The sequence below is a fragment of the Enterobacter sp. 296B2 genome (assembly GCF_034106185.1).
In the GTDB taxonomy this organism is placed as follows: domain Bacteria; phylum Pseudomonadota; class Gammaproteobacteria; order Enterobacterales; family Enterobacteriaceae; genus Enterobacter; species Enterobacter cloacae_N.
Genome location: NZ_JAWNCA010000011.1, coordinates 64,802 through 90,081 on the forward strand (window position 1 = coordinate 64,802; position 25,280 = coordinate 90,081).

At 56.3% G+C, this 25,280-nt stretch carries 23 protein-coding genes; 5 read left to right on the forward strand and 18 right to left on the reverse strand.

Translation table 11 applies throughout. The features are described from left to right. Window positions 1-2: 2 nt before the first annotated feature. From lolE to lolC, 3 genes are read right to left on the reverse strand one after another with little or no spacing between them, the layout of a single operon-like run. Window positions 3-1,247 carry a lipoprotein-releasing ABC transporter permease subunit LolE gene (gene lolE, locus URZ40_RS10610; RefSeq protein WP_116340629.1) on the reverse strand — a complete coding sequence of 415 codons (1,245 nt, stop codon included), beginning with the start codon at window positions 1,245-1,247 and terminating at the stop codon, window positions 3-5. Beyond that, entirely contained in the window at window positions 1,247-1,948 is a 702-nt protein-coding gene (gene lolD, locus URZ40_RS10615; protein WP_112781858.1) for a lipoprotein-releasing ABC transporter ATP-binding protein LolD, read from the reverse strand. Before lolD ends, lolE begins: the two co-directional genes overlap by 1 nt. Next, window positions 1,941-3,140 (reverse strand): lipoprotein-releasing ABC transporter permease subunit LolC, encoded by a 1,200-nt coding sequence (lolC, locus tag URZ40_RS10620; RefSeq protein ID WP_320720511.1) that lies wholly within the window; start codon window positions 3,138-3,140, stop codon window positions 1,941-1,943. Before lolC ends, lolD begins: the two co-directional genes overlap by 8 nt. Before the next feature lie 256 nt (window positions 3,141-3,396). On the opposite strand from lolC, the gene URZ40_RS10625 reads away from it, so the two are divergent. The 3 genes from URZ40_RS10625 (at window position 3,397) to URZ40_RS10635 (ending at window position 9,181) form a co-directional block, all read left to right on the forward strand. Next, entirely contained in the window at window positions 3,397-4,470 is a 1,074-nt protein-coding gene (locus tag URZ40_RS10625) for an acyltransferase family protein (protein WP_316378918.1), read from the forward strand. 148 nt (window positions 4,471-4,618) lie between these two features. Then, on the forward strand, window positions 4,619-8,065 hold the full coding sequence (mfd, locus tag URZ40_RS10630) for a transcription-repair coupling factor (protein ID WP_320720512.1): 3,447 nt from the start codon (window positions 4,619-4,621) through the stop codon (window positions 8,063-8,065). Window positions 8,066-8,215: 150 nt separating this feature from the next. Next, a complete protein-coding gene (locus tag URZ40_RS10635) occupies window positions 8,216-9,181 on the forward strand; it encodes a L,D-transpeptidase family protein (protein ID WP_233002365.1) in 966 nt (321 codons plus the stop codon). Window positions 9,182-9,255: 74 nt separating this feature from the next. Here URZ40_RS10635 and bhsA read toward each other — a convergent pair whose 3' ends face one another. Then, entirely contained in the window at window positions 9,256-9,513 is a 258-nt protein-coding gene (gene bhsA / locus URZ40_RS10640; protein WP_023332711.1) for a multiple stress resistance protein BhsA, read from the reverse strand. Window positions 9,514-9,757: 244 nt separating this feature from the next. Here bhsA and URZ40_RS10645 point away from each other — a divergent pair, with 244 nt between their 5' ends. Further along, a complete protein-coding gene (locus URZ40_RS10645) occupies window positions 9,758-10,393 on the forward strand; it encodes a TetR/AcrR family transcriptional regulator (protein WP_116340641.1) in 636 nt (211 codons plus the stop codon). Window positions 10,394-10,449: 56 nt separating this feature from the next. Here URZ40_RS10645 and URZ40_RS10650 read toward each other — a convergent pair whose 3' ends face one another. The 8 genes from URZ40_RS10650 to hinT form a co-directional block, all read right to left on the reverse strand. Beyond that, window positions 10,450-10,989: a glycine zipper 2TM domain-containing protein gene (locus URZ40_RS10650; protein ID WP_028012731.1), complete on the reverse strand. Its 540-nt coding sequence runs from the start codon at window positions 10,987-10,989 to the stop codon at window positions 10,450-10,452. 193 nt (window positions 10,990-11,182) lie between these two features. Continuing rightward, entirely contained in the window at window positions 11,183-12,487 is a 1,305-nt protein-coding gene (locus URZ40_RS10655; RefSeq protein WP_316378917.1) for an NAD(P)/FAD-dependent oxidoreductase, read from the reverse strand. Window positions 12,488-12,728: 241 nt separating this feature from the next. Continuing rightward, window positions 12,729-13,271: an alpha/beta hydrolase YcfP gene (ycfP, locus tag URZ40_RS10660; protein WP_008500781.1), complete on the reverse strand. Its 543-nt coding sequence runs from the start codon at window positions 13,269-13,271 to the stop codon at window positions 12,729-12,731. Between the two features lie 34 nt (window positions 13,272-13,305). Continuing rightward, on the reverse strand, window positions 13,306-14,331 hold the full coding sequence (nagZ, locus tag URZ40_RS10665) for a beta-N-acetylhexosaminidase (protein WP_320720525.1): 1,026 nt from the start codon (window positions 14,329-14,331) through the stop codon (window positions 13,306-13,308). A gap of 11 nt (window positions 14,332-14,342) precedes the next feature. After that, a complete protein-coding gene (thiK, locus tag URZ40_RS10670) occupies window positions 14,343-15,167 on the reverse strand; it encodes a thiamine kinase (RefSeq protein WP_320720513.1) in 825 nt (274 codons plus the stop codon). Then, window positions 15,148-15,792, reverse strand: coding sequence for a penicillin-binding protein activator LpoB (lpoB, locus tag URZ40_RS10675; protein ID WP_116341164.1), 645 nt, complete (start codon window positions 15,790-15,792; stop codon window positions 15,148-15,150). The genes thiK and lpoB overlap by 20 nt, the downstream gene beginning before the upstream one ends. 13 nt (window positions 15,793-15,805) lie before the next feature. Continuing rightward, window positions 15,806-16,180: a YcfL family protein gene (locus URZ40_RS10680; RefSeq protein WP_116340649.1), complete on the reverse strand. Its 375-nt coding sequence runs from the start codon at window positions 16,178-16,180 to the stop codon at window positions 15,806-15,808. Window position 16,181: 1 nt separating this feature from the next. Continuing rightward, window positions 16,182-16,541 (reverse strand): purine nucleoside phosphoramidase, encoded by a 360-nt coding sequence (gene hinT / locus URZ40_RS10685; protein ID WP_006809243.1) that lies wholly within the window; start codon window positions 16,539-16,541, stop codon window positions 16,182-16,184. A gap of 351 nt (window positions 16,542-16,892) precedes the next feature. On the opposite strand from hinT, the gene fhuE reads away from it, so the two are divergent. Then, window positions 16,893-19,082, forward strand: coding sequence for a ferric-rhodotorulic acid/ferric-coprogen receptor FhuE (fhuE, locus tag URZ40_RS10690; RefSeq protein ID WP_316378914.1), 2,190 nt, complete (start codon window positions 16,893-16,895; stop codon window positions 19,080-19,082). Between the two features lie 83 nt (window positions 19,083-19,165). Here fhuE and ptsG read toward each other — a convergent pair whose 3' ends face one another. From ptsG to pabC, 6 genes are all read right to left on the reverse strand, one after another. Continuing rightward, complete coding sequence (gene ptsG / locus URZ40_RS10695; RefSeq protein ID WP_320720514.1) at window positions 19,166-20,599, reverse strand: PTS glucose transporter subunit IIBC; 1,434 nt, start codon at window positions 20,597-20,599, stop codon at window positions 19,166-19,168. 298 nt (window positions 20,600-20,897) lie between these two features. Then, the gene (locus URZ40_RS10700) at window positions 20,898-21,692 is read right to left on the reverse strand and encodes a metal-dependent hydrolase (protein WP_116340654.1); all 795 of its coding nucleotides are present in this window, start codon (window positions 21,690-21,692) and stop codon (window positions 20,898-20,900) included. A 10-nt stretch (window positions 21,693-21,702) separates the two neighbouring features. Beyond that, complete coding sequence (gene holB / locus URZ40_RS10705; RefSeq protein ID WP_320720515.1) at window positions 21,703-22,707, reverse strand: DNA polymerase III subunit delta'; 1,005 nt, start codon at window positions 22,705-22,707, stop codon at window positions 21,703-21,705. Beyond that, window positions 22,704-23,345 carry a dTMP kinase gene (tmk, locus tag URZ40_RS10710; RefSeq protein WP_320720516.1) on the reverse strand — a complete coding sequence of 214 codons (642 nt, stop codon included), beginning with the start codon at window positions 23,343-23,345 and terminating at the stop codon, window positions 22,704-22,706. Before tmk ends, holB begins: the two co-directional genes overlap by 4 nt. Then, window positions 23,335-24,357, reverse strand: a complete 1,023-nt coding sequence (gene yceG, locus URZ40_RS10715) for a cell division protein YceG (RefSeq protein WP_116340660.1) — start codon at window positions 24,355-24,357, stop codon at window positions 23,335-23,337. Before yceG ends, tmk begins: the two co-directional genes overlap by 11 nt. Before the next feature lie 2 nt (window positions 24,358-24,359). After that, window positions 24,360-25,169: an aminodeoxychorismate lyase gene (gene pabC, locus URZ40_RS10720; protein WP_316378911.1), complete on the reverse strand. Its 810-nt coding sequence runs from the start codon at window positions 25,167-25,169 to the stop codon at window positions 24,360-24,362. Window positions 25,170-25,280 lie beyond the last annotated feature (111 nt).

Below are 25,280 nucleotides of genomic sequence, written 5' to 3' on the forward strand. Positions count from 1 at the left end.
AATTACTGGCCACTTAATACCCTCGCCGGATCGATTCGGCTTGCGCGACGCGCCGGATACCAGCTTGCCAGCAGACTCAGTAAAAGTGCTGTAAGCAGCACATAAAAAACGTCCAGCCAGTGCAGTTCAGACGGCAGGAAGTCAATAAAATAGATGTCACCGGACAGGAACTGGTGGCCGATTAGCTTTTCAATTCCGTTGATAATCGGCGTCAGCTGCAGGGAAACCACCACGCCAATCACCACGCCGCACAGGCTGCCGAACAGCCCCGCCAGCAAACCATACCAGACGAAGATGGCGCGAATAAGACCGTCTTTTGCCCCGAGGGTACGCAGCACGGCGATGTCGCCGCTCTTGTCCTTAACCGCCATCACCAGCGTCGAGACGATATTAAAGCACGCCACGCCAATCACCAGCACCATCGCCAGATACATAATCGCGCGGATCATCTGGATATCACGGTACATATACCCGTAAGTACCGATCCAGCTTTTGATATAGACATAGTTATTGGTGACGCTGCCGGCATCGCGCACCAGTTTGTTGGCGTTAAAGACGTCGTTCACCTTAATGGCAATGCCCGTCACGCTGTCACCCATGTCGAGATACTGGCGCGCATCTTCCAGCGGCACCATCGCAAAGCTATGGTCAAGCTGGCCGCTCAGCTGGAGAATACCGGTGACGTGCAGGCGCACGCGCTTGGGCTGCTGCAGTTTGTGGTCAGCGCTGGCGTTGGGGATCATGATTGACACCCAGTCGCCCTGCTTCACCTTCAGGGCATCGGCAACGCCTTTGCCCATGATGATCTGCTGCTCGCCGGCCTTAAAGTTCGCCCACGCGCCGTTCTGCACATAGTTCGGCAGCGCGCTCAGTCGCGCTTCCTGGGCGGGGTTGACCCCTTTCACCTGGATGGCGCGCAGGTTTACCCCGCTCTCTACCAGCCCGGTAAAGTTAATGTAGGGCGCGGCCGCCGCAATGCCGGGCACTTTTTCCACTTTAGTCAGGGCGTCGCTCCAGTTGGCCCACGGCTGGTTAACCGGCTCGATTTCCCCGTGCGGCACCACCGCCAGAATGCGGTTATTCAGCTCCCGCTCAAAGCCGTTCATGGCGCTTAAGCCCACAATCAGCACCGCCACGCCCAGCGCAATACCGATGGTCGAAATGACGGAGATGAGCGACACCATGCCGCCGCGACGGCGGCCGCGGCTAAAGCGTAACCCGATAAGTAACGATAACGGTGACGCCATTACTCCGCCCCCATCAGGGTTAGTTCCGCGTTCAGATGACCGTCGCGCATCTCAAGCTGGCGCCCCATGCGTTTTGCCAGCTGCAGATCGTGGGTCACCACCAGAAACGCAGTCCCCTGCGAGGCGTTCAGCTCGCCGAGAAGCTGGAAAATACTGTCCGCATTGCGCGCGTCCAGGTTACCGGTCGGTTCATCCGCCAGCACCAGGCGCGGATTATTGACCAGCGCGCGGGCAATCGCCACGCGCTGGCGCTCGCCGCCGGAAAGCTCTGACGGACGATGGTTACCGCGATGCCCCAGCCCTACCGCTTTCAGCATGTCGCTGGCGCGGGCATTAATTTCTGCCGGTTTCTTTTTGCCAATCAGCAGCGGCATCGCCACGTTTTCCAGCGCCGTGAAATCCGGCAGCAGGTGGTGGAACTGGTAGATGAAGCCCAGCTCGCGGTTACGCAGCTCGGCCTTCGCTGCAGAGGACATTTTGCTCATCGGCTGGCCGGAAAAGATCACGTCGCCGCTGGTTGGCGTATCGAGCCCGCCCAGCAGGTGCAGCAGCGTACTTTTGCCCGAGCCGGAGCTGCCGACAATCGCCATCATCTCGCCCTCACCCACGCTAAAGCTCACATTGTGCAGCACGTCGGTCTGCACAGTGCCTTCCTGATAGCGTTTGGACAGGTTGTCGCATTGCAACAGGATCTTATTCATAACGTAAAGCCTCAGCGGGTTGGGTGGCGGCAGCGCGCCAGGAAGGATAAAGCGTAGAAAGCAGCGCAATGGCCATCGCGGCCAGCGCAATCCCGACCACCTGCAGCGGCTCGATAGCCACCGGCAGCGCCGCGCCGTCAAGCAGCGCGCCGATGATCGGCATTAAGTTATTAAGCTGGCTGGCAAGCAGTGCCCCCAGCACGGCGCCGAGCAGCGCGCCGATGATACCGGCACTGGCCCCCTGCACCATAAACACCGCCATGATCTGGCGCGGCGTGAGCCCCTGAGTTTGCAGAATGGCGACTTCGCCCTGCTTCTCCATCACCATCAGGCCCAGCGAGGTGATAATGTTAAATGCAGCCACGGCGACGATCAGGCTCAGCAGCAGCCCCATCATGTTTTTTTCCATTCGCACGGCCTGGAACAGTTCGCCTTTACGCTCGCGCCAGTCCTGCCATTTGGTGCCGTCCGGCAGTTTCTGCTGGCTGAGGGTATCGACCTTCAGCGGCTGATCGAGCCACAGGCGCCAGCCGGTGATGTTTCCCGCCGGGTAACGCATCAGACGTGACGCGTCCTGGATATTCACCAGCATCTGATAGCCGTCAACTTCGCTGTTGGCGGCAAAGGTGCCGACCACGTTAAACAGGCGCTGGCTTGGCAAACGTCCCATCGGCGTAAACTGGCTTGCGGACGGCACCATCACGCGCAGCTGGTCGCCACGGTTGACGCCAAGCTGTCCGGCAAGCTGCTCACCCAGAATCACGTTGTACTTTCCGGCTTCCAGATCGGTCTGCTTGACGTTAACCAGGAACGGCGTCAGCGGGTCTTTTTGCACCGGGTCAATTCCCAGCATCACGCCGACCGCCACGCTGCGGGCACTTTGCAGCACCACGTCGCCCGTTGTGAGCGGCGCAACGCGCGTGACGCCCTGTAGCTTCGCCGCGCTTTCCGGCAGCTGTTGCGGGTTCACCGAACCGTTGGTGGAGGAGAGAACGGCCTGCGGCATCAGCCCCAGGATGTTGTTTTGCAGCTCGCGCTCGAAGCCATTCATAACGGAAAGTACCGTCACCAGTGCCATCACGCCAAGCGTAATGCCAATAGTCGAAAGCCAGGAGACAAAGCGACCGAAGCGGTCCGCGGCGCGCCCACGCATGTAACGTAAGCCTATGAAGAGTGCGACAGGTTGATACATGAAGTCCGTCTGTTTGCTGATAGCAGACCCACGAGTATATAAGCGAATCCGTTAAGGGTAAATGACTGAAACCGTAAGCTTTGGTAATCATTTTTCTGAAAAATTCAGATAAATCAGAGTGCTATTGTCTGAATCGTCACCATACAGCCTCCACCTTTTCCGAAAAACCACCTGATACAGACTGTTACCCGTTACATCCCGGCTTCGTTTAACAACAATTGCTCGTTCGTTTATGGCAATAAGGTAGTCGCGAACAATGAAGCAAAAAGCATTATGGATTAACCAGATAAAAGGGCTCTGTATCTGCCTGGTGGTTATCTATCATTCGGTCATCACCTTTTACCCGCATCTGAGCGGGCTGCAACACCCGCTCTCCGCTCTTCTCGCCAAATGCTGGGTCTATTTTAACCTCTATCTCGCCCCGTTCCGTATGCCGGTCTTCTTCTTTATCTCCGGCTATCTGATCCGTCGTTATATTGATGAGGTAGACTGGCGCACCAGCCTCGACAAGCGGATCTGGAGCATTGTCTGGGTTCTGGCGCTGTGGGGCGTCCTGCAATGGCAAGCGCTGACCCACCTGAATGCCTGGCTGGCGCCTGACCGCGAGCTTGCCACCTCGTCGAATGCGGCCTACGCCGACTCGTTCTCAGGCTTTGTGCTGGGGATGGTCACCGCCAGCACCAGCCTGTGGTATCTGTATGCTCTGGTGGTCTACTTCACGCTGTGTAAACTGCTGAGCCGCTGGAAGCTGCCGGTACTCGGACTGCTGGCGCTGGCGAGCATCGCGATCAACTTCCTGCCTCTGCCGTGGTGGGGAATGAACAGCGTGGTACGCAACATGATCTACTACAGCATGGGGGCGTGGTATGGCGCGGAGCTGATGACGTGGATGAAAAGCTTCAACCTGCGCCGCACCTGGCTGGCAACTGGCGCTTTCGCGGCCGTCTCCGTGGTGCTGTGGTTTGCAAACGTTCCTCTCCTGCTTTCCCTGCTGTCGATTGTGTTGATCATGAAGCTGTTCTATAGCTTCGAGCAGCGCTATGCCGTGCATCCTAACAACCTGCTGAACGTGATTGGCTCAAACACCATTGCGATCTATACCACCCACCGCATATTAATAGAGGCCTTCAGCCTGATCCTGATTGGCGAGATGAATGCCGCCCTGTGGCCGATCTGGGCAGAACTGTGCTTAATACTGGTCTACCCGTTTGCCAGCCTGCTTATCTGTACCCTTGCCGGGCTCGGGGTGCGTAAAATCTCCACCGCGCTGTTCGGGGACGTTTTCTTCTCTCCTCCGTCTACGCGGAGCCTGTCACCTGCCACCCGTTAATGCCCCTCCGCCCCCGTTTTGGGGGCGTTTAGCCCTGCCGTGCGGTTACGATTTGCTTATGTAAAACGATCGAGGATAATAAAGACATTGCGTATCAGTGATATGCCCCAATACTGTTGGTATATCCATAAGAGACTCTGACATAGCCATGCCTGAACACTATCGTTATTCCTTGCCCGTCAAAGCGGGCGACCAGCGTCAGCTGGGTGAACTCACGGGCGCGGCGTGCGCCACGCTGGTGGCAGAAATCGCCGAGCGGCACCCTGGCCCGGTGGTACTGGTTGCCCCGGATATGCAAAACGCCCTGCGCCTGCACGACGAAATCCGCCAGTTCACCGATAGCCTGGTGTTCAGCCTGGCCGACTGGGAAACGCTGCCTTATGACAGCTTCTCTCCGCATCAGGAGATCATCTCCTCGCGCCTGTCGACCCTGTATCAACTCCCGACTATGCAGCGCGGCGTGCTGATTGTGCCGGTCAATACCCTGATGCAACGCGTCTGCCCGCACAGCTATCTGCACGGTCACGCGCTGGTGATGAAAAAAGGCCAGCGCCTGTCTCGCGACACCCTGCGCGACCAGCTTGACGGTGCCGGCTATCGCCATGTCGATCAGGTCATGGAACACGGGGAATACGCGACCCGCGGCGCGTTGCTCGACCTTTACCCGATGGGCAGCGACCAGCCGTATCGTCTGGATTTCTTTGATGATGAAATCGACAGCCTGCGCGTGTTCGATGCCGACACCCAGCGCACGCTGGAGGAAGTGGAGTCTATCAATTTACTGCCCGCGCATGAGTTCCCGACGGACAAAACCGCCATCGAACTGTTCCGCAGCCAGTGGCGCGACAGGTTCGACGTGAAGCGTGATGCAGAACATATCTATCAGCAGGTCAGCAAAGGCACGCTCCCGGCCGGGATCGAATACTGGCAGCCGCTGTTCTTCAACGAGCCGCTGCCTGCCCTGTTCAGCTATTTCCCGGCGAATACGCTGATTGTAAACACCGGCGATATCGACGCCAGCGCCAGCCGCTTTGAAAGCGAAACCCGCGCGCGCTTCGAAAACCGGGGCGTTGACCCGATGCGTCCGCTCCTGCCGCCGGAAGCGCTGTGGCTGCGCACCGACGAGCTTAACGCCGAGCTGAAGCGCTGGCCGCGCATGCAGCTCAAAACCGACTCGCTCGCCGATAAAGCCGCCAATACGAACCTCGCCTTCCGGACGCTGCCGGACCTGGCCGTTCAGGCGCAGCAGAAATCGCCGCTGGATAATCTGCGCAAGTTCCTGGAGTCCTTTACCGGCCCGGTCGTGTTTTCCGTTGAGAGTGAAGGCCGCCGCGAAGCGCTCGGTGAGCTGCTGGGACGCATCAAAGTTGCGCCGAAGCGCATTCTGCGGTTAAGCGAAGCGACCGGGAATGGTCGTTACCTGATGATTGGCGCCGCCGAGCACGGGTTCATTGACACGCTCAAAAACCTGGCGCTGATTTGCGAAAGCGACCTGCTAGGCGAGCGCGTCGCGCGCCGTCGGCAGGACAGTCGTCGGACCATCAACCCGGACACGCTGATCCGTAACCTGGCCGAGCTGCATCCGGGCCAGCCGATTGTTCACCTGGAGCACGGCGTCGGACGCTATCAGGGGATGACCACGCTGGAAGCGGGCGGTATCAAAGGTGAGTACCTGATGCTGACCTACGCCAACGACGCCAAACTCTATGTGCCTGTTTCGTCCCTGCACCTTATCAGCCGCTACGCGGGCGGTGCGGAGGAGAACGCGCCGCTGCACAAGCTGGGCGGAGATGCCTGGGCGCGTGCGCGCCAGAAGGCAGCGGAGAAAGTGCGCGACGTGGCGGCCGAGCTGCTGGATATCTACGCCCAGCGCGCGGCCAAAGAGGGCTTCGCCTTTAAGCACGACAAAGAACAGTACCAGCTGTTCTGCGACAGCTTCCCGTTTGAAACCACGCCGGATCAGGCCCAGGCCATTAATGCCGTGCTGAGCGACATGTGCCAGCCGCTGGCAATGGACCGCTTAGTCTGCGGCGACGTCGGCTTCGGCAAAACCGAAGTGGCGATGCGCGCCGCCTTCCTTGCGGTGGAAAACAACAAGCAGGTGGCAGTGCTGGTGCCGACCACCCTGCTCGCCCAGCAGCACTTCGACAACTTCCGGGACCGTTTCGCCAACTGGCCGGTACGTATAGAGATGCTGTCGCGTTTTCGCAGCACTAAAGAGCAAACACAGATCCTGGAGCAGGCAAGCGAAGGCAAAATCGACATTCTGATCGGCACCCACAAGCTGCTGCAAAGCGACGTGAAGTGGAAAGATCTGGGGCTGCTGATCGTCGACGAGGAGCACCGCTTCGGGGTGCGTCATAAAGAGCGCATCAAAGCGATGCGCGCGGACGTCGACATCCTGACCCTGACCGCAACGCCGATCCCGCGCACGCTGAACATGGCGATGAGCGGCATGCGCGATCTGTCGATTATCGCCACGCCGCCGGCGCGCCGTCTGGCGGTAAAAACCTTTGTCCGCGAGTATGACAATCTGGTGGTGCGTGAGGCGATCCTGCGTGAAGTGCTGCGCGGCGGCCAGGTGTATTACCTGTATAACGACGTCGAAAATATCCAGAAAGCCGCCGACAGGCTGGCGGAACTGGTACCGGAGGCGCGCGTTGCCATCGGGCACGGGCAGATGCGCGAACGCGAGCTGGAACGGGTGATGAACGACTTCCACCACCAGCGCTTTAACGTGCTGGTGTGTACCACCATCATTGAGACCGGGATCGACATTCCGACCGCGAACACGATTATTATCGAACGCGCGGATCACTTTGGTCTGGCCCAGCTTCACCAGCTGCGCGGCCGCGTCGGGCGTTCGCACCATCAGGCCTACGCGTGGCTGTTGACACCGCATCCGAAAGCGATGACCACCGACGCGCAAAAGCGCCTGGAAGCCATCGCCTCGCTGGAAGATCTCGGCGCAGGCTTCGCGCTGGCCACGCACGATCTTGAGATCCGCGGTGCCGGCGAACTGCTGGGTGAAGATCAGAGCGGCTCCATGGAGACCATCGGCTTCTCGCTCTATATGGAGCTGCTGGAAAACGCGGTCGATGCCCTGAAGGCCGGACGTGAACCGTCTCTGGAAGATTTGACCAGCCAGCAGACCGAGGTTGAACTCCGCATGCCTTCCCTGCTGCCGGACGATTTCATTCCGGATGTGAATACCCGGCTGTCGTTCTACAAGCGTATCGCCAGTGCGAAAAATGAGAACGAGCTGGAAGAGATTAAGGTGGAGCTGATTGACCGCTTCGGCCTGCTGCCAGATGCGGCGAGAAACCTGCTGGATATCGCGCGCCTGCGCCAGCAGGCGCAGAAGCTGGGCATTCGCAAACTTGAAGGCAACGAAAAAGGCGGCGTAATTGAATTTGCCGAGAAGAATCACGTCAACCCGATGTGGCTGATCGGTCTGCTGCAAAAACAGCCGCAGCATTTCCGTCTGGATGGTCCAACCCGTCTGAAATTTACCCAGGAGCTGACGGAGCGCAAAACCCGCATGGACTGGGTGCGTAACTTTATGCGTCAGTTGGAAGAGAACGCCGTCGCATAACTCGCCCTTCCCCCCGTCAGTGCAGTGCTGCCGGGGGGACAATTTACAAATTCTTTGCACTTCATCCGATCTTCCCGACACACCCATTCGCCATAATTATCATTAACTTCTTATAAAACAATAACCTTATCGTTTGCATGGATTATGGTGATGATGACCTCTTCGCGTTTTACCCGCTGGATAACCCTGTTTGCGCTGGCGGCCACCGTCGCGGTTGCGCTTCCTGCGCGCGCAAACACCTGGCCCCTTCCCCCGCCCGGCAGCAAGGTGGTGGGTGAGAACCGCTTTCATGTGGTTGAAAACAATGGCGGTTCACTGGAAGCGATAGCCAAAAAATATAACGTCGGTTTTCTGGCCCTGCTGCAGGCGAACCCCGGCGTCGACCCGTACGTCCCGCGCGCGGGCAGCGTGCTGACCATCCCGTTACAGACTATCCTGCCGGATGCCCCGCGCGAAGGGATCGTGATCAACCTGGCGGAGCTGCGTCTGTACTATTACCCGCCGGGTAAAAATGAGGTTACCGTCTATCCTATCGGTATTGGTCAGCTGGGCGGCGATACGCTGACGCCGACGATGGTCACGACCGTCTCGGATAAACGCGCCAACCCAACCTGGACGCCGACGGCCAACATTCGCGCCCGGTATAAGGCCCAGGGCATCGATCTTCCTGCCGTGGTGCCGGCAGGCCCGGATAACCCGATGGGTCACCACGCGATCCGCCTTGCCGCGTACGGCGGCGTTTACCTGCTGCACGGGACGAACGCGGATTTTGGCATCGGCATGCGCGTCAGCTCCGGCTGTATTCGTCTGCGCGATAACGATATCAAAACGCTTTTTAACGTCGTTACGCCGGGAACGAAGGTGAATATTATCAATACGCCGATTAAGGTCTCTGAAGAGCCAGGCGGCGTGCGGCTGGTTGAGATTCACCAGCCGCTGTCAAAAAATATCGGCGACGATCCGCAGACGTTACCCATTAACCTGAATGCCGCGATGGTGAGCTTCAAAACGAATGCGAATACCGATAGTCTGGTGATGGAGCGCGCGATGGAGGCACGGTCAGGCATGCCGACCGATGTCACCCGGCATCACGATGTCGTCCCGCAGCCGATGTAAATCAGAAATAAAAAACGCCCTGCTGAGCAGGGCGTTTTTTATTGCAGTGGCATAAATGAGGGTTTATGCCCGGCTTATTTGTAGATTACAGCGGTGCCGTGCAGGGTGTTAGGGCCGGTCACAGAGGTGATGCGGTAAGATTTTGCACCCATTGCTTCCGCTTTTTGCGCCAGCTGATCTTCCAGTGAGCCCAGGTTAGTCCCGGCAGACGCAGAGATCGTCCCGACTTTATGCTGATCGGCTGGAGTGGATTGTACCTGTACAGCAGCAAAGCTTGCGAAAGAGAGTGAACTCAGGACAGCAGCAGCGATGAGGGTTTTTACGTTTTTCATAATGTTTACCTTTGGCAGATGAATTTAGAGGTCGTTATCTATTAAGTTAACGATCGATAGGTAAATCATAAGTGTGATCCAGCTCACGCGTCAACATATTTTTATAACGAGCATTAATTAAATTTTAAAGTCGTTATTTTTCATACATATATGATTAATTTATTTTTAAGCATTCTGCACTGGTGGTGGGTAGCGTTTATTTTTATAATGGTCATTCAACAAACCAACAGAGGACCAACGGCAAATGACAACCGACGTCACGAGTTGTGCGAAGAAAAGCCGTGGCCGACCAAAAGTGTTTGACAGGGATGCAGCGCTTGATAAGGCCATGACTCTCTTCTGGCAACATGGGTATGAAGCGACCTCGCTTTCCGATCTGGTAGAAGCCACCGGAGCCAAAGCGCCGACGCTTTATGCTGAATTTACCAATAAAGAGGGGCTGTTCAGGGCGGTGCTGGACAGGTACATTTCGCGCTTTGCGGCGAAACACGAAGCGCAGCTATTTTGTGAAGAGAAAAGTGTTGAACAGGCGCTACGGGATTACTTCACCGCCGTTGCCACCTGTTTCACCAGTAAAGAGACGCCCGCGGGCTGCTTTATGATTAACACCTCTGCCACCCTGGCGGCGGCGTCGAAAGAGATCGCCAATACGGTGAAATCGCGTCATGCAATGCAGGAAGAAACGCTCAGCGCATTTCTGGCTCAGCGCCAGCAGCGCGGTGAAATCCCTGCGCAATGCAATCCTCAGCTGTTGGCGCAATACCTGAGCTGTATTTTGCAGGGGATGTCGATCAGCGCCCGTGAAGGGGCGACGCTGGAAAAACTGCAGAATATTAGCGACACCACGCTGCGGCTGTGGCCTGAGCTACTGAAAATCTGAAAAAAAAAGCTCCTCAGCCTGAGCGCATGAGGAGCTAAATTCAGAGAACATCTTTTTTACGCTTTGTTGTTCAGTACCAGCTGACCATTTCCATCCAGTGGAATTTGGGTACCCGGGTCTTTATCCATGCGGATTTTGCCCTGCTGATCGCCAATTTTATACGTCACGTCATAGCCCAGCATTTTCTCCGACTTGTCATAGACGGTTTTGCAGCGCTGCTGAGTCGTAGTGTAGGTATCATTATCCTGCATCGCGCCCTGCACCTGGTTACCGGCATAGCCGCCACCCAGCGCGCCGACCACAGTCGCCACATCTTTGCCCCGGCCGCCGCCGAACTGGTGACCAATCACCCCACCCGCTACCGCGCCGAGAACAGAGCCGGCAATACGGTTTTCATCCTGTACCGGACGACGATGGGTTACGGAGACGTTACGACACTCCTGACGAGGGGTTTTTACGGTTTCTTTAATAGGCGTTGCGGAAACCACCTGCGCATACTGCGGGCCGCGATCTAAAACGTTGAGACTGGCAACAGCTGCCACACCTAACGCAGCTGCGACACCAATCCCTATACCCGCCAACATTGATTTATTCACGGGACTTCCTCCTTTGTTGCTATTGGTAACAATTCTGCAATGGAGGCGCGGCTTCGCCAATAAGACAAAGGATCAAAAAGGGGACATCGGGGAGAGATATATCGTGTTTAGGAGAACTCTTAAGTCCCTAATCCACGACGAGCAGCATGATATGCTAAAAACTCCCCCCGGAGGGCCCGGAGGGAGTGAAAGATTAGTGCAGCTTCAGACGCGGACGAATGACGCGGTTGATTCGGCCCACCAGCATCATCAGGCCCGTTTTAAAATAGCCGTGCAACGCGATCTGGTGCATACGGTACAGGGAGATATACACGAAGCGTGCAATGCGCCCTTCCACCATCATCGAGCCACGCATCAGGTTACCCATCAGGCTACCGACGGTAGAGAAGTTTGACAGCGATACCAGGGAACCGTGGTCTTTATAGACATACGCCTTCATTGGCTTACCTTTGTACTGCGCCAGAATATTGTGCAGCACCAGGCTTGCCATCTGGTGAGCGGCCTGAGCGCGCGGCGGCACGAAGCCCCCTTCAGGACGCGCGCAGGAGGCACAGTCACCAATAGCAAAAATATCAGGGTCACGCGTGGTTTGCAGCGTTGGCTCCGTAACCAGCTGGTTAATGCGGTTCGTCTCCAGACCGCCGATCTCTTTCATAAAGTCAGGCGCTTTGATACCTGCCGCCCAGACCATCAGATCCGCTTTGATGTACTCGCCGTCTTTGGTGTGCAGTCCACCTTCGTCAGCGCTGGTCACCATGGTCTGCGTCAGGACGCGCACGCCCAGTTTCGTCAGTTCATTGTGCGCCGCGCCGGAAATACGCGGAGGCAGCGCAGGCAGAATACGCTCACCCGCTTCAACCAGCGTCACATTCAGCGCTTCGTTAGTTAACCCTTTGTAACCGTAGCTGTGCAGCTGTTTCACCGCATTGTGCAGCTCCGCGGACAGCTCTACGCCCGTCGCGCCGCCGCCGACAATGGCAATGTTAACCTTGCCGTTCGCACCCATGTTACTGGTGTACTTCAGGAAAAGGTTCAGCATTTCCTGGTGGAAACGACGCGCCTGGTGCGGGTTATCGAGGAAGATGCAGTGCTCTTTAACACCCGGCGTGTTGAAGTCGTTGGAGGTACTGCCGAGCGCCATCACCAGCGTGTCATACGGCAGTTTACGCTCAGGAACCAACAGTTCGCCTTTATCATCACGCAGCTCGGCCAGGGTGATGGTTTTGCTCTCACGGTTGATGTCCACCACCGAGCCCAGCTGGAACTGGAAATGATGGTTGCGCGCGTGCGCCAGATAGCTCAGCGCGTCCACGCCCTCATCCAGAGAACCGGTCGCCACTTCATGCAGCAGCGGCTTCCACAGGTGGCTGTGGTTACGATCCACCAGCGTAATTTTGGCTTTTTTACCGCGCCCCAGCTTCTTGCCTAACTGTGTCGCCAGCTCCAGCCCGCCAGCACCACCGCCTACAATCACTATCTTTTTCAATGGCGTAGTCAACGTGACCCCCTCAAATTATTAACCAATTGTTAATTAAAAGTTATAAAAATAACCCTTAATTAACAACAGGTTACAGCACTGAAACCATTCAGGTGCATTGAGAATATCACGTCAGGCGCATTGGTCATACCAAAATTGATGTGCATCAAGTTTTGATGGCTTAAAAGTAGACAATTCTGGACAAAAAGAAACCCGGTCCGCGTTCGCAGCCGGGTTTATGAGGTGGCTGGCTGTAGCTTACTTAGCCCAGCGTTTTAAAGGCTTTGATGCGCTGGAGGTGCGGGGAGATGTTTTTGAACTTGTGGGTCTGTTCTTCGTCCCAGACGATCTCATAGTAATGATGCAGGAGTTCTGCAGCCCGGTGGCTGTTGAGCGCCTCATCATTACGCGACAGGATCACCAGGCAGCGGTCACGGTTCTTCTCGCGAAAATTGCTGACGCACTTGGTCGCAATATCGACATACTCTTCCGGGCGGTCGATCTTGCCTTCCATGTTCTCGTTCGGGAAAAGGTTGGGATTGAAGACCACCTGGCGGATGTCGCACAGGAAGCCAATCCGCTCCGCCCAGTAGCCACCCAGCCCCACGCCGCAAATCAACGGGCGGTCGTCAACGTTAAGCTGCAGCATTTTGTCCACCTCTTTGAGCAGATGCTGCATATCATGCTTTGGATGGCGCGTGCTGTAGCTGATCAACCGTACATCAGGATCGATAAACTGCAGCTGCAGCACTTTCTCATGATTACCAGGACTGTTTGAGTCAAAACCGTGTAAATAGATGATCATTGTCTTCTCACCACGCTACGCCTTCCGGGAGGGTTTACAGGCTGGCTTTATGTGCCTGCCAGCGCTCGTTCAGGTCTTCAAGCCGGGCGTTGACCGTCTTCCAGCGCGCCGAATCCATCAGCTCCTGACGGCTAAATGAACCTTTATGATACAATTGTGTAACACGCTCTGCATTGATCGGCGACAGGTTATCCAGCACGCTAACGGCACCTTTACGATTATTGCAGACCAGGATCATATCGCAACCTGCATCCAGCGACGCCTGGCCGCGTTCAGCGTAGCTGCCCATGATCGCCGCCCCTTCCATCGAGAGATCGTCAGAGAAGATCACGCCGTTGAAGCCCAGCTCCTGACGCAGAACGGTCTTCAGCCAGTGCGGAGAGCCGCTGGCAGGACGTGGGTCAACGTTGCTGTAAATCACATGCGCAGGCATGATGGCGTCCAGCTTGTTATCGGTGATAAGCGAGCGGAACACCGACATATCTTTCGCGCGAATTTCCGCTTCCGGGCGCGGATCGCGCGGGGTCTCTTTATGCGAGTCCGCCGTTACCGCCCCGTGGCCCGGGAAGTGTTTCCCGGTAGTTTTCATCCCGGCATCGTGCATGCCGTCAATGAAGCGGGTCGCCATGGCCAGCGCAATACGCGGATCTTCATGGTAGGAGCGCTCGCCAATCGCGGCGCTGATATGTCCCACGTCCAGCACCGGTGCAAAGCTGATGTCGATATCCATGGAAATCATTTCACTGGCCATCAACCAGCCGGCTTCCTGAGCCAGATTTGCCCCCTCTTCCGTGCCGAGCAGCGCGGCAAAAGACTGGGCTGCAGGCAGGCGGGTAAAACCGTCGCGAAAACGCTGCACGCGGCCACCTTCCTGATCGACGGCCACCACCAGATGATTGCGCGACGCGGCGCGGATCTGGCGCACCAGTTCACGCAGCTGCGCCGGATCGTGATAGTTGCGGGTAAACAGGATCAGGCCGCCCACCAGCGGATGCGCCAGAATTTCACGCTCCTCCGCATCCAGCTCAAACCCTTCAACATCCAACATGACTGGACCCACACTCACCTCTCTTATCCTTTCGTTTGTAACCGGCGCCAGGCATCGTCTGCCAGCGCAATAAATTGTTTATCTTCAGACTGCTGTAAACGCATCTCAAACCAGCCCGCCATCAGCATGATGACCCATGGACGCCAGCGTCTCACCTGGCGCGCCAGCGCATCGGCGTCAAAGTGCGCCACTCTGGCATACTCTGTGATGAGTTTCTGCCGCGCGGCTTCACTTTCCGTCCAGACCGCGGCCAGCTCCAGCGCCACATCGCCGTCTCCGGCATATTCCCAGTCGATAAGCCTGGCTCCCTGTGGCGTATGCACGATGTTCCCGGCATGCACATCCATATGCAACGGCGAGAGCCGAATCGGTTGCGGCTCGCCCGTTTTACGCAGCCGTTTGAGATGCGCAAGCCACACTGGGTTACGTCTTGCTGGAGAGGCTTGCTGCCAGTAGTTTTCCAGCAGCGGAAGTAAGGTGATTCGCCATCCCAGACGCTGTTGCTGGTGCAGATGATACAGCATCGCCACAAGCGCCTGCGTGTCCGGCAGCGCGCTTTTTACCTCCCCCTCCAGGTAGTCGACGGCCATCCAGCCCTGCCTGAAAAAACGGGGTTCCGGCACGAGATCCGACGGAAGACGCCTGAGGGCGCGAAACTGACGGCGAAAATGGAAAGCGGGCGCGAAGGGATCGTGATTCTGCCGCAAGACCAGGCGGTGCTCGCCCTGCGCTATAATGCAACTCGCGCCGCCAAGCCCGGAGTGGGCCTGCGGCGCGATAAGGCGGTACTGCGGAAAAAAGCGCGTCAGAATGTCTTCACGCGTGCTGTCATTGTTGCGTAACCGCACCTTTACCTGACCAGATAATTTCGCCTGTCTGAACCAGCATCAGCTGCATTTGCAGGGCTGGGGTATTCACGTTGCCGGTCGCGTTAGAGTACAGCACATACTGTGCGCCAACGTTGCGGGCAATGCCAATCGCCTTGCTGCGGGTGCCGAGACTATCCTGCGGCGACAGCCCCAGCTGCTGTTTGGCTACCGCGAGCTGCTGAGCAGAGACCAGCGTAAACTTACCGTTGTTTGCCAGAGCGTTGCGCAGCGTTTCTGTCGCTTCGCCCGCGTTCAGCGAACCGTTGGTACGGTTGTTCACGCTATCGACCAGCAGCACGCTGCCTGCCGTCACGCCCTGAGCCTGCAGCATTTTGCCGACCATCGGCTGCATCGCACCGTTCCAGTCATAGTGGCGCACGCGCGGCGCAGGCTGTGACGTCTGGTCCGGATGTTCAATCGGGCCAGGCTGGGACGGAATCGACGGTACCGACGGCACGGTTGGCTGCGGCTGCGTTGGCGTCGTCGGCTGTTCAGTACCCGGTTTAGCCTCTTCCACGGGCGCAGGCTGTTCAGTACGGGTCACACACCCTGCAAGGAACAGAGCGAAAGCTGTCACGAGCGCATAACGGCTCAAATTTTTAATCAAGGTTCACCCCTTAGAGATAAAGATAAAGTCTCACCTTATGCGCACCCAGATAGCTGGCGCTGTCATAGAGCGTTACCGACGACCTTGCCGGAAGGGTGACGCTGCGCGGCGCCTCCAGCGGATGCATCTCAAGACCTCTTACGTCATACCAGAAAAAACGGTAGTGGACCGTTACAGGTTCATTTCTTTCGTTAAAGAGCGCAGAGGAAGCAGAAGACTTAATTTCACTGATCGTTAACGCAGGCTGTTGCGCCGTAACGCCCGCGGCCAGCACGGAGGATTCCATCACCAGCGTCTGTTCATCGCTCACGGGGATCGCCGGACGCGTGCTGCATCCTACAATCATCATCGTCATTACCAGCGCTGCAATACGCCCTTTAAACATGTTACAGACCTTTGTGAGCCAGCATCGGTCCCAGCGGACGTCCACCCAGCAGATGCATGTGAATATGATAAACTTCCTGGCCGCCGTGACGATTACAGTTCATGATCAGTCGATAGCCGTCTTCCGCTATGCCTTCCTGCTCGGCAATTTTCGCAGCCACCGTCAGCATACGACCTAATGCCACTTCATGCTCGGTTTTTACGTCGTTTACGGTCGGAATAAGAATATTGGGAATGATAAGGATGTGTGTCGGTGCCTGAGGGGAAATGTCCCGGAAAGCCGTTACCAGTTCATCCTGATAGACGATATCCGACGGGATTTCGCGGCGAATAATTTTACTGAAAATCGTTTCTTCGGCCATGACCTTTTCCTTTTTTGTTAAATCTGGCGTGGTGCGTCCGCTGTTAACACCCTCTCTGAATGAGTGCGCGACACAATTCATGAGTATGAGCGAGTTTCTCCTGTCCTTTCAACCTCCTCCCCCGAATTCTTTGTTGAATATTCATCAGCTGACTGAAGAGTGACCGCTCGCGCGTCTAAACGAGCTGAAACATTATTTCAGTTCCGCTCGACACATCTGTTTACAGCATTAATAGCAATGCGTATATTTCGCATTTGCATTTTCATGCGCATTTTTAACATAGAAAACGACGTCAGACCGTGTCTTCGGGACTGACGCAGCTAACCTTCACCGTTCATTAAGGGTTTGATAATGTCTTTCAATCATCACACCAGGGATGGGCAACGTCAGTCTGTCGCAACGCCTTCGTTGCTGGCAGCCTGTATTGCCATGGCATTGATGCCAGCCGTGAGTTTTGCCGCCGCCACAGGCGAAGATACCGTTGTGGTTGATGGCGGTTTCGATAGCGTCCCGGATGCCTCCAGCGGGCAGGATCGGGATTACAGCGTAAAGACCACTACCACGGGGACCAAACTACTCCTCGTGCCCCGCGATATTCCGCAGTCCGTTAGCGTCATTAGCCAACAGCGCATGGCGGATCAGAACCTGCAGTCTATCGGCCAGGTGTTAAACAACACGACTGGCGTAACGGCGCAGGTCCAGGACAGCGACCGTACCGTATTTTATTCACGCGGATTTTTCGTCAGCAACTACGCCTTTGACGACCTGCCAACCTCCATCAGCGAAGTGTGGAACTTCGGCGACACCGCCGCCGATACCGCGATTTACGACCGTATCGAAGTGGTCCGCGGCGCAACCGGGCTGATGTCCGGTACCGGTAATCCGGCGGCGTACGTCAATATGGTGCGTAAACATGCAGACAGCAATGAATTCAAAGGCAATGTCTCCGTCAGCTACGGCAGCTGGGACAAACAGCGCTACGTGCTGGATCTGCAGGCACCGCTGGTAGAGTCCGGGAAGGTGCGGGGACGCCTGATTACGGGCTATCAGGACAACGACAGCTTCGTGGACAACTATCACTACCGGAAGAAGTTCCTTTACGGCGTGATGGATGCTGACTTCACCGACAGCACGACCCTCTCAGTGGGGTATGAGTATCAGGAAAGCCACACCGCCGATCCGACCTGGGGCGGGCTGCCGACCTGGTACAGCGACGGCAGTAAAACCGATTACAGCCGTAGCCAGACCGTCGCGCCTGACTGGGCCTACTCGGACAAGGACAGCACCCGCATCTTCGCTAACCTGACGCAGCGTTTCGATAACGGCTGGGAAGCGCACGTCAACGGCATGCACGCGGAGACCAACTTCGACAGCAAGCTGATGTATATGTCCGGCTATCCCGATAAACAGACCGGTGCGGGCATGGTGGGCTACGGCGGCTGGAACAAAGGTGAACGCAAACAGGATGCGGTTGATGCCTTCCTGCGCGGCGGCTTCGATCTTTTCGGCCGTCAGCACGAGATGATGTTTGGCGGCAGCTTCAGCCGACAGCGCAACCATTATGACAACAGAATGCCGGATGCGCTGTACGGCATGGTTGACGTGGGGAATTTCAAAAACTGGAACGGGAATATCGCCGATCCGCAGTGGACGCCGTGGAAGCTCTACAGCCAGGACGACATCCGCCAGTCATCGGCCTATACTTCCGCCCGCTTCTCGCTGGCCGACCCGCTGCACCTGATCCTCGGGGCGCGCTACACCAACTACAACATTCGCTATAACCCGGCGGGCTCTCCTGACACCCGTCTTGAAAGCACCAAAGATGACGTAACGCCTTACGCGGGCCTGGTCTACGATATCAACGAAGACTGGTCGACCTACGTCAGCTATACCTCCATCTTCCAGCCACAGGACAAGCGTGACGCCAGCGGACGCTATCTCGACCCAACGACGGGCAAAAGCTATGAAGCCGGCGTAAAAGCGGATTGGTTCAATACCCGCCTCACCACCTCGCTGGCGATTTTCCGCATTGAACAGGATAACGTGGCGAGCAACACCTATACCTACATGCCGAGCGGTGAGTCGATTTATGAATCGCTGGACGGCGTGGTCAGCAAAGGGATTGAGTTCGAGCTAAACGGCGCCCTGACCGATAACTGGCAGCTGACGTTCGGCGCAACCCGCTACATTGCGGAAGATAAGAACGGCAACGCTGTCAGTTCCGATCAGCCGCGCACGACACTGAAGCTGTTTACCCGTTATCAACTGCCAATGCTGCCAGCGCTGACGGTAGGCGGTGGCGTAAACTGGCAGAACAAAGTGTGGACAGATGTGGACGGTGGCCCGGCGGGACAATCCCGCGCAGAGCAAGGCAGCTACGGGCTGGTTAACCTGTTCAGCCGTTATCAGGTGACCAAAGATTTTGCTGTTCAGGCGAACGTTAACAACCTGTTCGACAAAGAGTATTACGACTACGTCGGCTCTTACGTGGTTTATGGCGCGCCGCTGAACGTCTCGTTGAGCGTGAGCTACGACTTCTGAGCGTTAAGCCGCCACCTGGCACAACAAACTACAGCAATAAAAAAGGCAGCCATTCGGCTGCCTTAGTCTCCCCAGGTCACAGCTTAGCTGTTGCGGATGTACTCATCCATTTCGGTTTTCAGGTTATCGGATTTAGTACCGAAGATTGCCTGAACGCCCGAACCTGCAACAACCACGCCTGCTGCGCCCAGTTTTTTCAGACCCGGCTGGTCTACTTTCGCAACGTCAGCAACGCTCACACGCAGACGAGTGATGCACGCGTCCAGGTTAGTGATGTTCTCTTTACCGCCGAACGCGGCAACCAGTGCCGGAGCCATTTCGCTTGTCGCGCCTGCTTTGCTGTCTTCAGTTGCATCTTCACGACCCGGAGTTTTCAGGTCCAGTGCTTTGATCAGCACGCGGAAGATGGTGTAGTAAACAACGGCATAGCACGCACCCACGATTGGGAACAGCCACAGCTTGCTGCTGTTACCGGACAGAACGATGAAGTCGATCAGGCCGTGAGAGAAGGACGTACCGTCACGCATACCCAGCAGGATACAGATTGGGAACGCCAGGCCAGCCAGTACAGCGTGGATGATGTACAGGATCGGCGCAACGAACATGAAGGAGAACTCGATCGGCTCGGTGATACCGGTCAGGAACGAGGTCAGCGCTGCGGAGATCATGATACCGCCCACTTTTGCACGGTTTTCTGGCTTAGCAGAGTGCCAGATAGCAATCGCAGCAGCCGGCAGGCCGTACATTTTGAACAGGAAGCCACCAGACAGTTTACCTGCAGTTGGGTCACCCGCCATGTAACGTGGGATATCGCCGTGGAACACCTGACCCGCTGCGTTGGTGAATTCACCAATCTGCATCTGGAATGGAACGTTCCAGATGTGGTGCAGACCGAATGGCACCAGGCAACGCTCAATGAAGCCGTAAATACCGAACGCGACAACCGGGTTCTGGTAAGCAGCCCACTGAGAGAAGGTCTGGATAGCGGAACCGATTGGTGGCCAGATGAAGGACAGGATCACGCCAGTGAAAATCGCTGCCAGACCAGAGATGATCGGAACAAAACGCTTGCCCGCGAAGAAGCCCAGATACTCAGGCAGCTTGATGCGATAGAAGCGGTTGAACATATACGCTGCAATCGCACCGGAGATGATACCGCCCAGAACACCGGTATCTGCCAGGTGTTTCGCGGCAATCTCATCTGCCGGTAAATGCAGAACCAGTGGCGCAACCACGGCCATGGTTTTCACCATAATGCCGTAAGCAACCACTGCAGCCAGCGCAGAAACGCCGTCGTTATTGGTGAAGCCCAGCGCAACACCGATAGCGAAGATCAGAGGCATATTAGCAAAGACGGAACCGCCTGCTTCAGCCATCACATGGGAAACTACGGCTGGCAGCCAGCTGAAGTTAGCAGAACCGACACCCAGCAGGATACCTGCGATAGGCAGTACGGATACTGGCAGCATCAGCGATTTACCGACCTTTTGCAGGTTAGCAAATGCATTCTTAAACATAATTGAGAGTGCTCCTGAGTATTTGTGCTTTTTTTACGCTTTCACGCATTGGCCCGGGGGGAGTACCGTGCCGTGGACAGGACATCTAAGCGCCCTTTATTTATTACACAGAGTAAAATAATTCCCTCTGAGTTTGTTTGACGGCTATCACGTTTCAGCTTAAGGCGGTCGAAAAACTTTCAGTAATTTACAAAAAGCATGTCTGGATGTTTCTAAGAAGACCGTTACCGCCCCAAATGAGGCGGTGAACTTTACTCGTTTTATTTATTAATTACGAGCCTAAAAAAAAACAGGCTTATCAGACGGATTGCAGGCGGGCGGGGTCGATATGGAACAGCGCAGAGAAGTTTTGCGTCGTGACGCGGGCCAGTTCTTCAATACTGACGCCTTTAAGCACGGCCATGTACTCCGCTACGTCTCGCGTCATGGCCGGCTGGTTCTCTTTACCGCGATGCGGTACCGGCGCCAGATACGGAGAGTCTGTTTCCACCAGAATGCGATCGAGCGGAACATAACGCGCAGCATCACGGAGTTGCTCAGCGTTACGGAACGTCACGATCCCGGAAAACGAAATATAAAACCCCAAATCAAGCAATTTACCCGCCGTTTCTCTGTCTTCTGTGAAACAGTGTAGTACGCCACCGCAATCCGTCACGTTTTCTTCCCGGAGGATCGCCAGCGTATCGGCGCGCGCGTCGCGGGTATGCACGATGACGGGCTTGTTCAGTTCGCGGCCAATGCGGATATGGTTGCGGAAGGACGCCTGCTGACGCGGTTTCGTTTCCGGCGTGTAAAAATAATCCAGCCCGGTTTCACCCATCGCCACGACGCCCTCTTCTGCTGCCAGTCGGCGCAGATCTTCTACGTCATACTCTTCATCCTGGTTCAGCGGATGAACGCCGCAGGAGAACACCACGTTATCACGAACGCCCACCAGCTCACGCATTGAGCGATACCCCGGCAGGGTCGTCGCCACCGCAAGACAAAATTTCACATCGCGGGCAGCGGCTTTCGCCAGCACGTCATCCACGTCGTTGTGCAGGGATTGATAATCCAGGCCATCAAGATGGCAGTGTGAGTCGACTAAAAACATAATGTCTCTCTCAGAGATGGGAAACAGGCGGCGTAACGCCTGGTTGCAGGTAATGTTCAATACGCAACAGCTGGTCTGTCAGCAAAAGCTCGCGATTAAGACCCGTCACGGTTAAAAGCTGTTCGCGGCTCTCGCAAACATCATGAAGGATAGCGCGCAGAGACGCGCCTGTAAGGCAGCTCGCCAGCATGTTCACCAGGGGCCACGCGTCCGGGTTAGTCAGAAGCGTTGCCCCTTGCTGGATTTTTAGCGCATCCAGAAGCAGGGAGGCCAGCCAGTGCAGACGCTCAACGGCCCGATCGCTATTCAGTGCAGGCAGTAAACTCAGCCAGTCCTGGGTGTTAAGTGAAGCCTCAAGAGCCCGGCAGAGCGCTTCTCGCTGCGACCAGACGTCAGGCTGCAGTAACGCCAGCGCCGCCGCGGGTGCGCCGCTGCTGAGGCGCAGCGCAGACAGCGCGCTCTCCTGTGACGTTGTCACCTCTCGTTCCAGCCAGCTCAGCGCCCACGATTCCTGGGGCACCGTCAGGTGATGAAGGCGGTAACGGCTGCGCAGCGTCGCCAGCAATCGTCCCGGATCCCGGCATGAGAGGAAGAACCACGTTTTTTCCGGCGGCTCTTCCAGGGTTTTAAGCAGAGCGTTCGCCGCCGCCTCGGTGAGCAGCGCAGCGTCGTTGAGCCAGACAACCTTCGCCCCGCCCAGTCGCGCATGTTCATACAGTTTCTCGCTGACTTCACGCACGGCATCAATACCGAGCGCACTTTTGCCCTTCTCAGGCTCAAGCGTATAGTAGTCAGGATGCGTGCCCGCCTGCATCAGCTGGCAGCCGCGGCATTTACCGCAGCTTTTGTACCCTTCCGGCTGCTGGCACATCAGGAAGCGGGTGATGGCGTAGATCAATGCATCATCCCCCATTCCCGGCAACGCCTGAATCAGTAGCGCATGATGCCCCCGCCCGGCCTGATAGCTGCCGATGAGCTGTTCAAAGTGCGGGCGCAACCATGGATACCATTTCATGCCTGCTGCTCCTGTAGCCACTGCGTAACGGTCTGCCGGATATCTCGCGTCACGTTTTCCAGAGATTGCGTTGCATCAATGGTACGAATTGCACTGTCCTGTGCGGCCAGTTCAAGATAGCGTGCGCGCGTGCGGTTAAAGAAGTCGAAAGACTCCTGTTCAATGCGATCCAGTTCGCCGCGCGCGCGGGCGCGTTTGAGACCCACTTCCGGGGTCACATCCAGATAGAGCGTCAGGTCCGGGCGAAAATCCCCCAGTACGGCATCACGCAGGGTTGCCAGCATCGTCTGGTCAATACCGCGCCCACCGCCCTGATAGGCCTGAGTCGACAGATCGTGACGGTCGCCAATCACCCACTTGCCTTCGGCCAGAGCAGGTTGAATAACGGTCTCAACCAGCTGGACGCGAGCCGCGTAAAACATCAGCACTTCGGCTTTGTCAGTGATAACTTCGTCGCCAACGGATTTAATGTCCAGCACCAGGCTACGCAGTTTCTCCGCCAGCTGAGTACCGCCCGGCTCGCGGGTGAAAACCATGTCGGAAATGCCAAGCGATTTCAGCGTATCGACCACCACGTTGCGGGCTGTGGTTTTACCCGCCCCTTCGAGTCCCTCAATGACAATGTATTTACTGCGCATTTTTTTCCTTAAGTGCCTTCAGATAGTCCTGAACAGAGCGATTATGGCTGGCAAGGTTGGTGTTAAAGGTGTGCCCCCCTTTTCCATCAGCCACAAAATAGAGGTACGGAGTTTTGGCCGGGTGCGCGGCGGCTTTAAGCGAAGCCTCGCTCGGCGTGGCTATCGGGCCCGGCGGTAAACCGTTAATCACGTAAGTATTATACGCCGTTGGCGTTTCCAGATCTTTTCTGGAGATCTTGCCGGCGTAGCTCTCGCCCATGCCGTAGATGACGGTCGGGTCGGTTTGCAGACGCATGCCGATTCGCAGACGGTTGATGAATACCGAAGCGACACGATCGCGCTCGGCAGCAACGGCCGTCTCTTTCTCGATGATCGAGGCCATTGTCACAAACTGGTTTTGATCTTGATAAGGCAGCCCGTCCATGCGCCCTTCCCAGGCGGAATCAACCGCCGCAACCATCTTTTTGTGTGCCCGTTTAAGAATCGCCACATCGGTCGTGCCTGCCGTATACATCCAGGTGTCAGGCCAGAACCAGCCTTCTACCCACTCAGGATGTTCAAATTTCAGCACCTCGGCGACCGTCTCGTAACGGTCATCTTTGAGCGTATGCTTGATGTAAGGCGCATCACGTAATTGTTTAAGGTAATCGCTCAGGCGCATCCCTTCGACAAAACGCAGCGGGAACTGTGCCTCTTTACCACTTTCCAGCAGCTGTAGCATCTCTCTGACGGTCATGCCAGGCGTAAAGCGATAGGTGCCAGCCTTGAAGTGAGACAGTTCAGGCTCAATACGCAATAACCACTGGAACACGCGTGGACGGTTGATAATTTTATCCCCGTAAAGCTGCTCGCCCAGCGCCATCCGCCCGGTACCTGCTTTCAGGGTAAAAATCGTCTCGTCTTTAATCAGGATTTTACTGTCCGCCAGCTGGCGAACCTTCCATACTCCCGCTCCACCGGCGATACCCAGCGCAACGATCAGGAGAAGGACAAAGCGCAACATTTTCTTCATGACTATCTGATTTGCTCACATATCGGGGCTAAAAACGTAAACAGCTCGCGCGAAGACCAGCGTTGTTGCCCATATGCCCGGACGGGTATAACAGGCATCAACGCATTACAGATAACGACCTCATCGGCGGTCAGCAGCGCCTCTTCCTTTGCGTGTACTTCGACACCGTTAAAGCCCGCACGTGCCAGCTGTTGCAAACAAAACTGGCGCATTATGCCGTTAACCCCAGCCTGTTCCAGCGAAGGCGTGAATACGTCGCGGCCCTTCCGCCAGAATAAATTAGCCGCACAGCATTCCGTAATGAACCCTTCGCTGTCAAGAACTAGCGCCTCATCGGCGTCCGTCTGTTCAAGATGAGTACGAATAAGTACCTGTTCAAGGCGATTAAGATGTTTTATTCCGGCGAGCATCGGGTTTCGCCCCAGGCGTACCGGGCTCAGCGTCAGGGTCACCCCCTCCTCACGCCAGCGCGCATAGTGAGCGGGATAAGCTGAAACAGAAAGAATACGCGTGGGATGCTGACAGGCGGACCCGCTGTACCCTCGCCCGCCACTGCCGCGGCTGATGATAACTTTTAAGACGCCGCTTGTTTTGCCTGACGCCAGCCGACGCATCTCGCGTTCGAGAATGTCCCACTGGATGAAGGGAATCAGCAATTTCTCGCAGGCTTTTTGTAAACGACGAATGTGGGCGTCAGGCAGACATACCTCACCGTCAAGAATACGCGCAGTGGTGAAACAGCCATCGCCAAACTGAATTGCCCTGTCGCTTGCCGGCAGCGTTTCTTGCTCAAGGCCATTAATTAAAAACATGGTGGCTCCTTATGCGTGGAGGCTCAGTCTGGCAGGATGTTATAAGCCGGACAAGGGGATTTTCCCTAATAAAAAAGGCCCGGCAAGCGGACCTTTTTTTATAGCTTTCGG

Bases quoted from the DNA above. Each gene is read 5' to 3' on its own strand.
- URZ40_RS10680 (WP_116340649.1), bottom strand. From the start codon at position 16,180: ATGTTTAAAGGGCGTATTGCAGCGCTGGTAATGACGATGATGATTGTA.
- URZ40_RS10645 (WP_116340641.1), top strand. From the start codon at position 9,758: ATGACAACCGACGTCACGAGTTGTGCGAAGAAAAGCCGTGGCCGACCA.
- ptsG (WP_320720514.1), bottom strand. From the start codon at position 20,599: ATGTTTAAGAATGCATTTGCTAACCTGCAAAAGGTCGGTAAATCGCTG.
- lolE (WP_116340629.1), bottom strand. From the start codon at position 1,247: ATGGCGTCACCGTTATCGTTACTTATCGGGTTACGCTTTAGCCGCGGC.
- pabC (WP_316378911.1), bottom strand. From the start codon at position 25,169: ATGTTTTTAATTAATGGCCTTGAGCAAGAAACGCTGCCGGCAAGCGAC.
- lolC (WP_320720511.1), bottom strand. From the start codon at position 3,140: ATGTATCAACCTGTCGCACTCTTCATAGGCTTACGTTACATGCGTGGG.
- fhuE (WP_316378914.1), top strand. From the start codon at position 16,893: ATGTCTTTCAATCATCACACCAGGGATGGGCAACGTCAGTCTGTCGCA.
- hinT (WP_006809243.1), bottom strand. From the start codon at position 16,541: ATGGCCGAAGAAACGATTTTCAGTAAAATTATTCGCCGCGAAATCCCG.
- URZ40_RS10635 (WP_233002365.1), top strand. From the start codon at position 8,216: ATGATGACCTCTTCGCGTTTTACCCGCTGGATAACCCTGTTTGCGCTG.
- bhsA (WP_023332711.1), bottom strand. From the start codon at position 9,513: ATGAAAAACGTAAAAACCCTCATCGCTGCTGCTGTCCTGAGTTCACTC.
- mfd (WP_320720512.1), top strand. From the start codon at position 4,619: ATGCCTGAACACTATCGTTATTCCTTGCCCGTCAAAGCGGGCGACCAG.
- lolD (WP_112781858.1), bottom strand. From the start codon at position 1,948: ATGAATAAGATCCTGTTGCAATGCGACAACCTGTCCAAACGCTATCAG.
- URZ40_RS10700 (WP_116340654.1), bottom strand. From the start codon at position 21,692: ATGTTTTTAGTCGACTCACACTGCCATCTTGATGGCCTGGATTATCAA.
- ycfP (WP_008500781.1), bottom strand. From the start codon at position 13,271: ATGATCATCTATTTACACGGTTTTGACTCAAACAGTCCTGGTAATCAT.
- yceG (WP_116340660.1), bottom strand. From the start codon at position 24,357: ATGAAGAAAATGTTGCGCTTTGTCCTTCTCCTGATCGTTGCGCTGGGT.
- URZ40_RS10625 (WP_316378918.1), top strand. From the start codon at position 3,397: ATGAAGCAAAAAGCATTATGGATTAACCAGATAAAAGGGCTCTGTATC.
- holB (WP_320720515.1), bottom strand. From the start codon at position 22,707: ATGAAATGGTATCCATGGTTGCGCCCGCACTTTGAACAGCTCATCGGC.
- tmk (WP_320720516.1), bottom strand. From the start codon at position 23,345: ATGCGCAGTAAATACATTGTCATTGAGGGACTCGAAGGGGCGGGTAAA.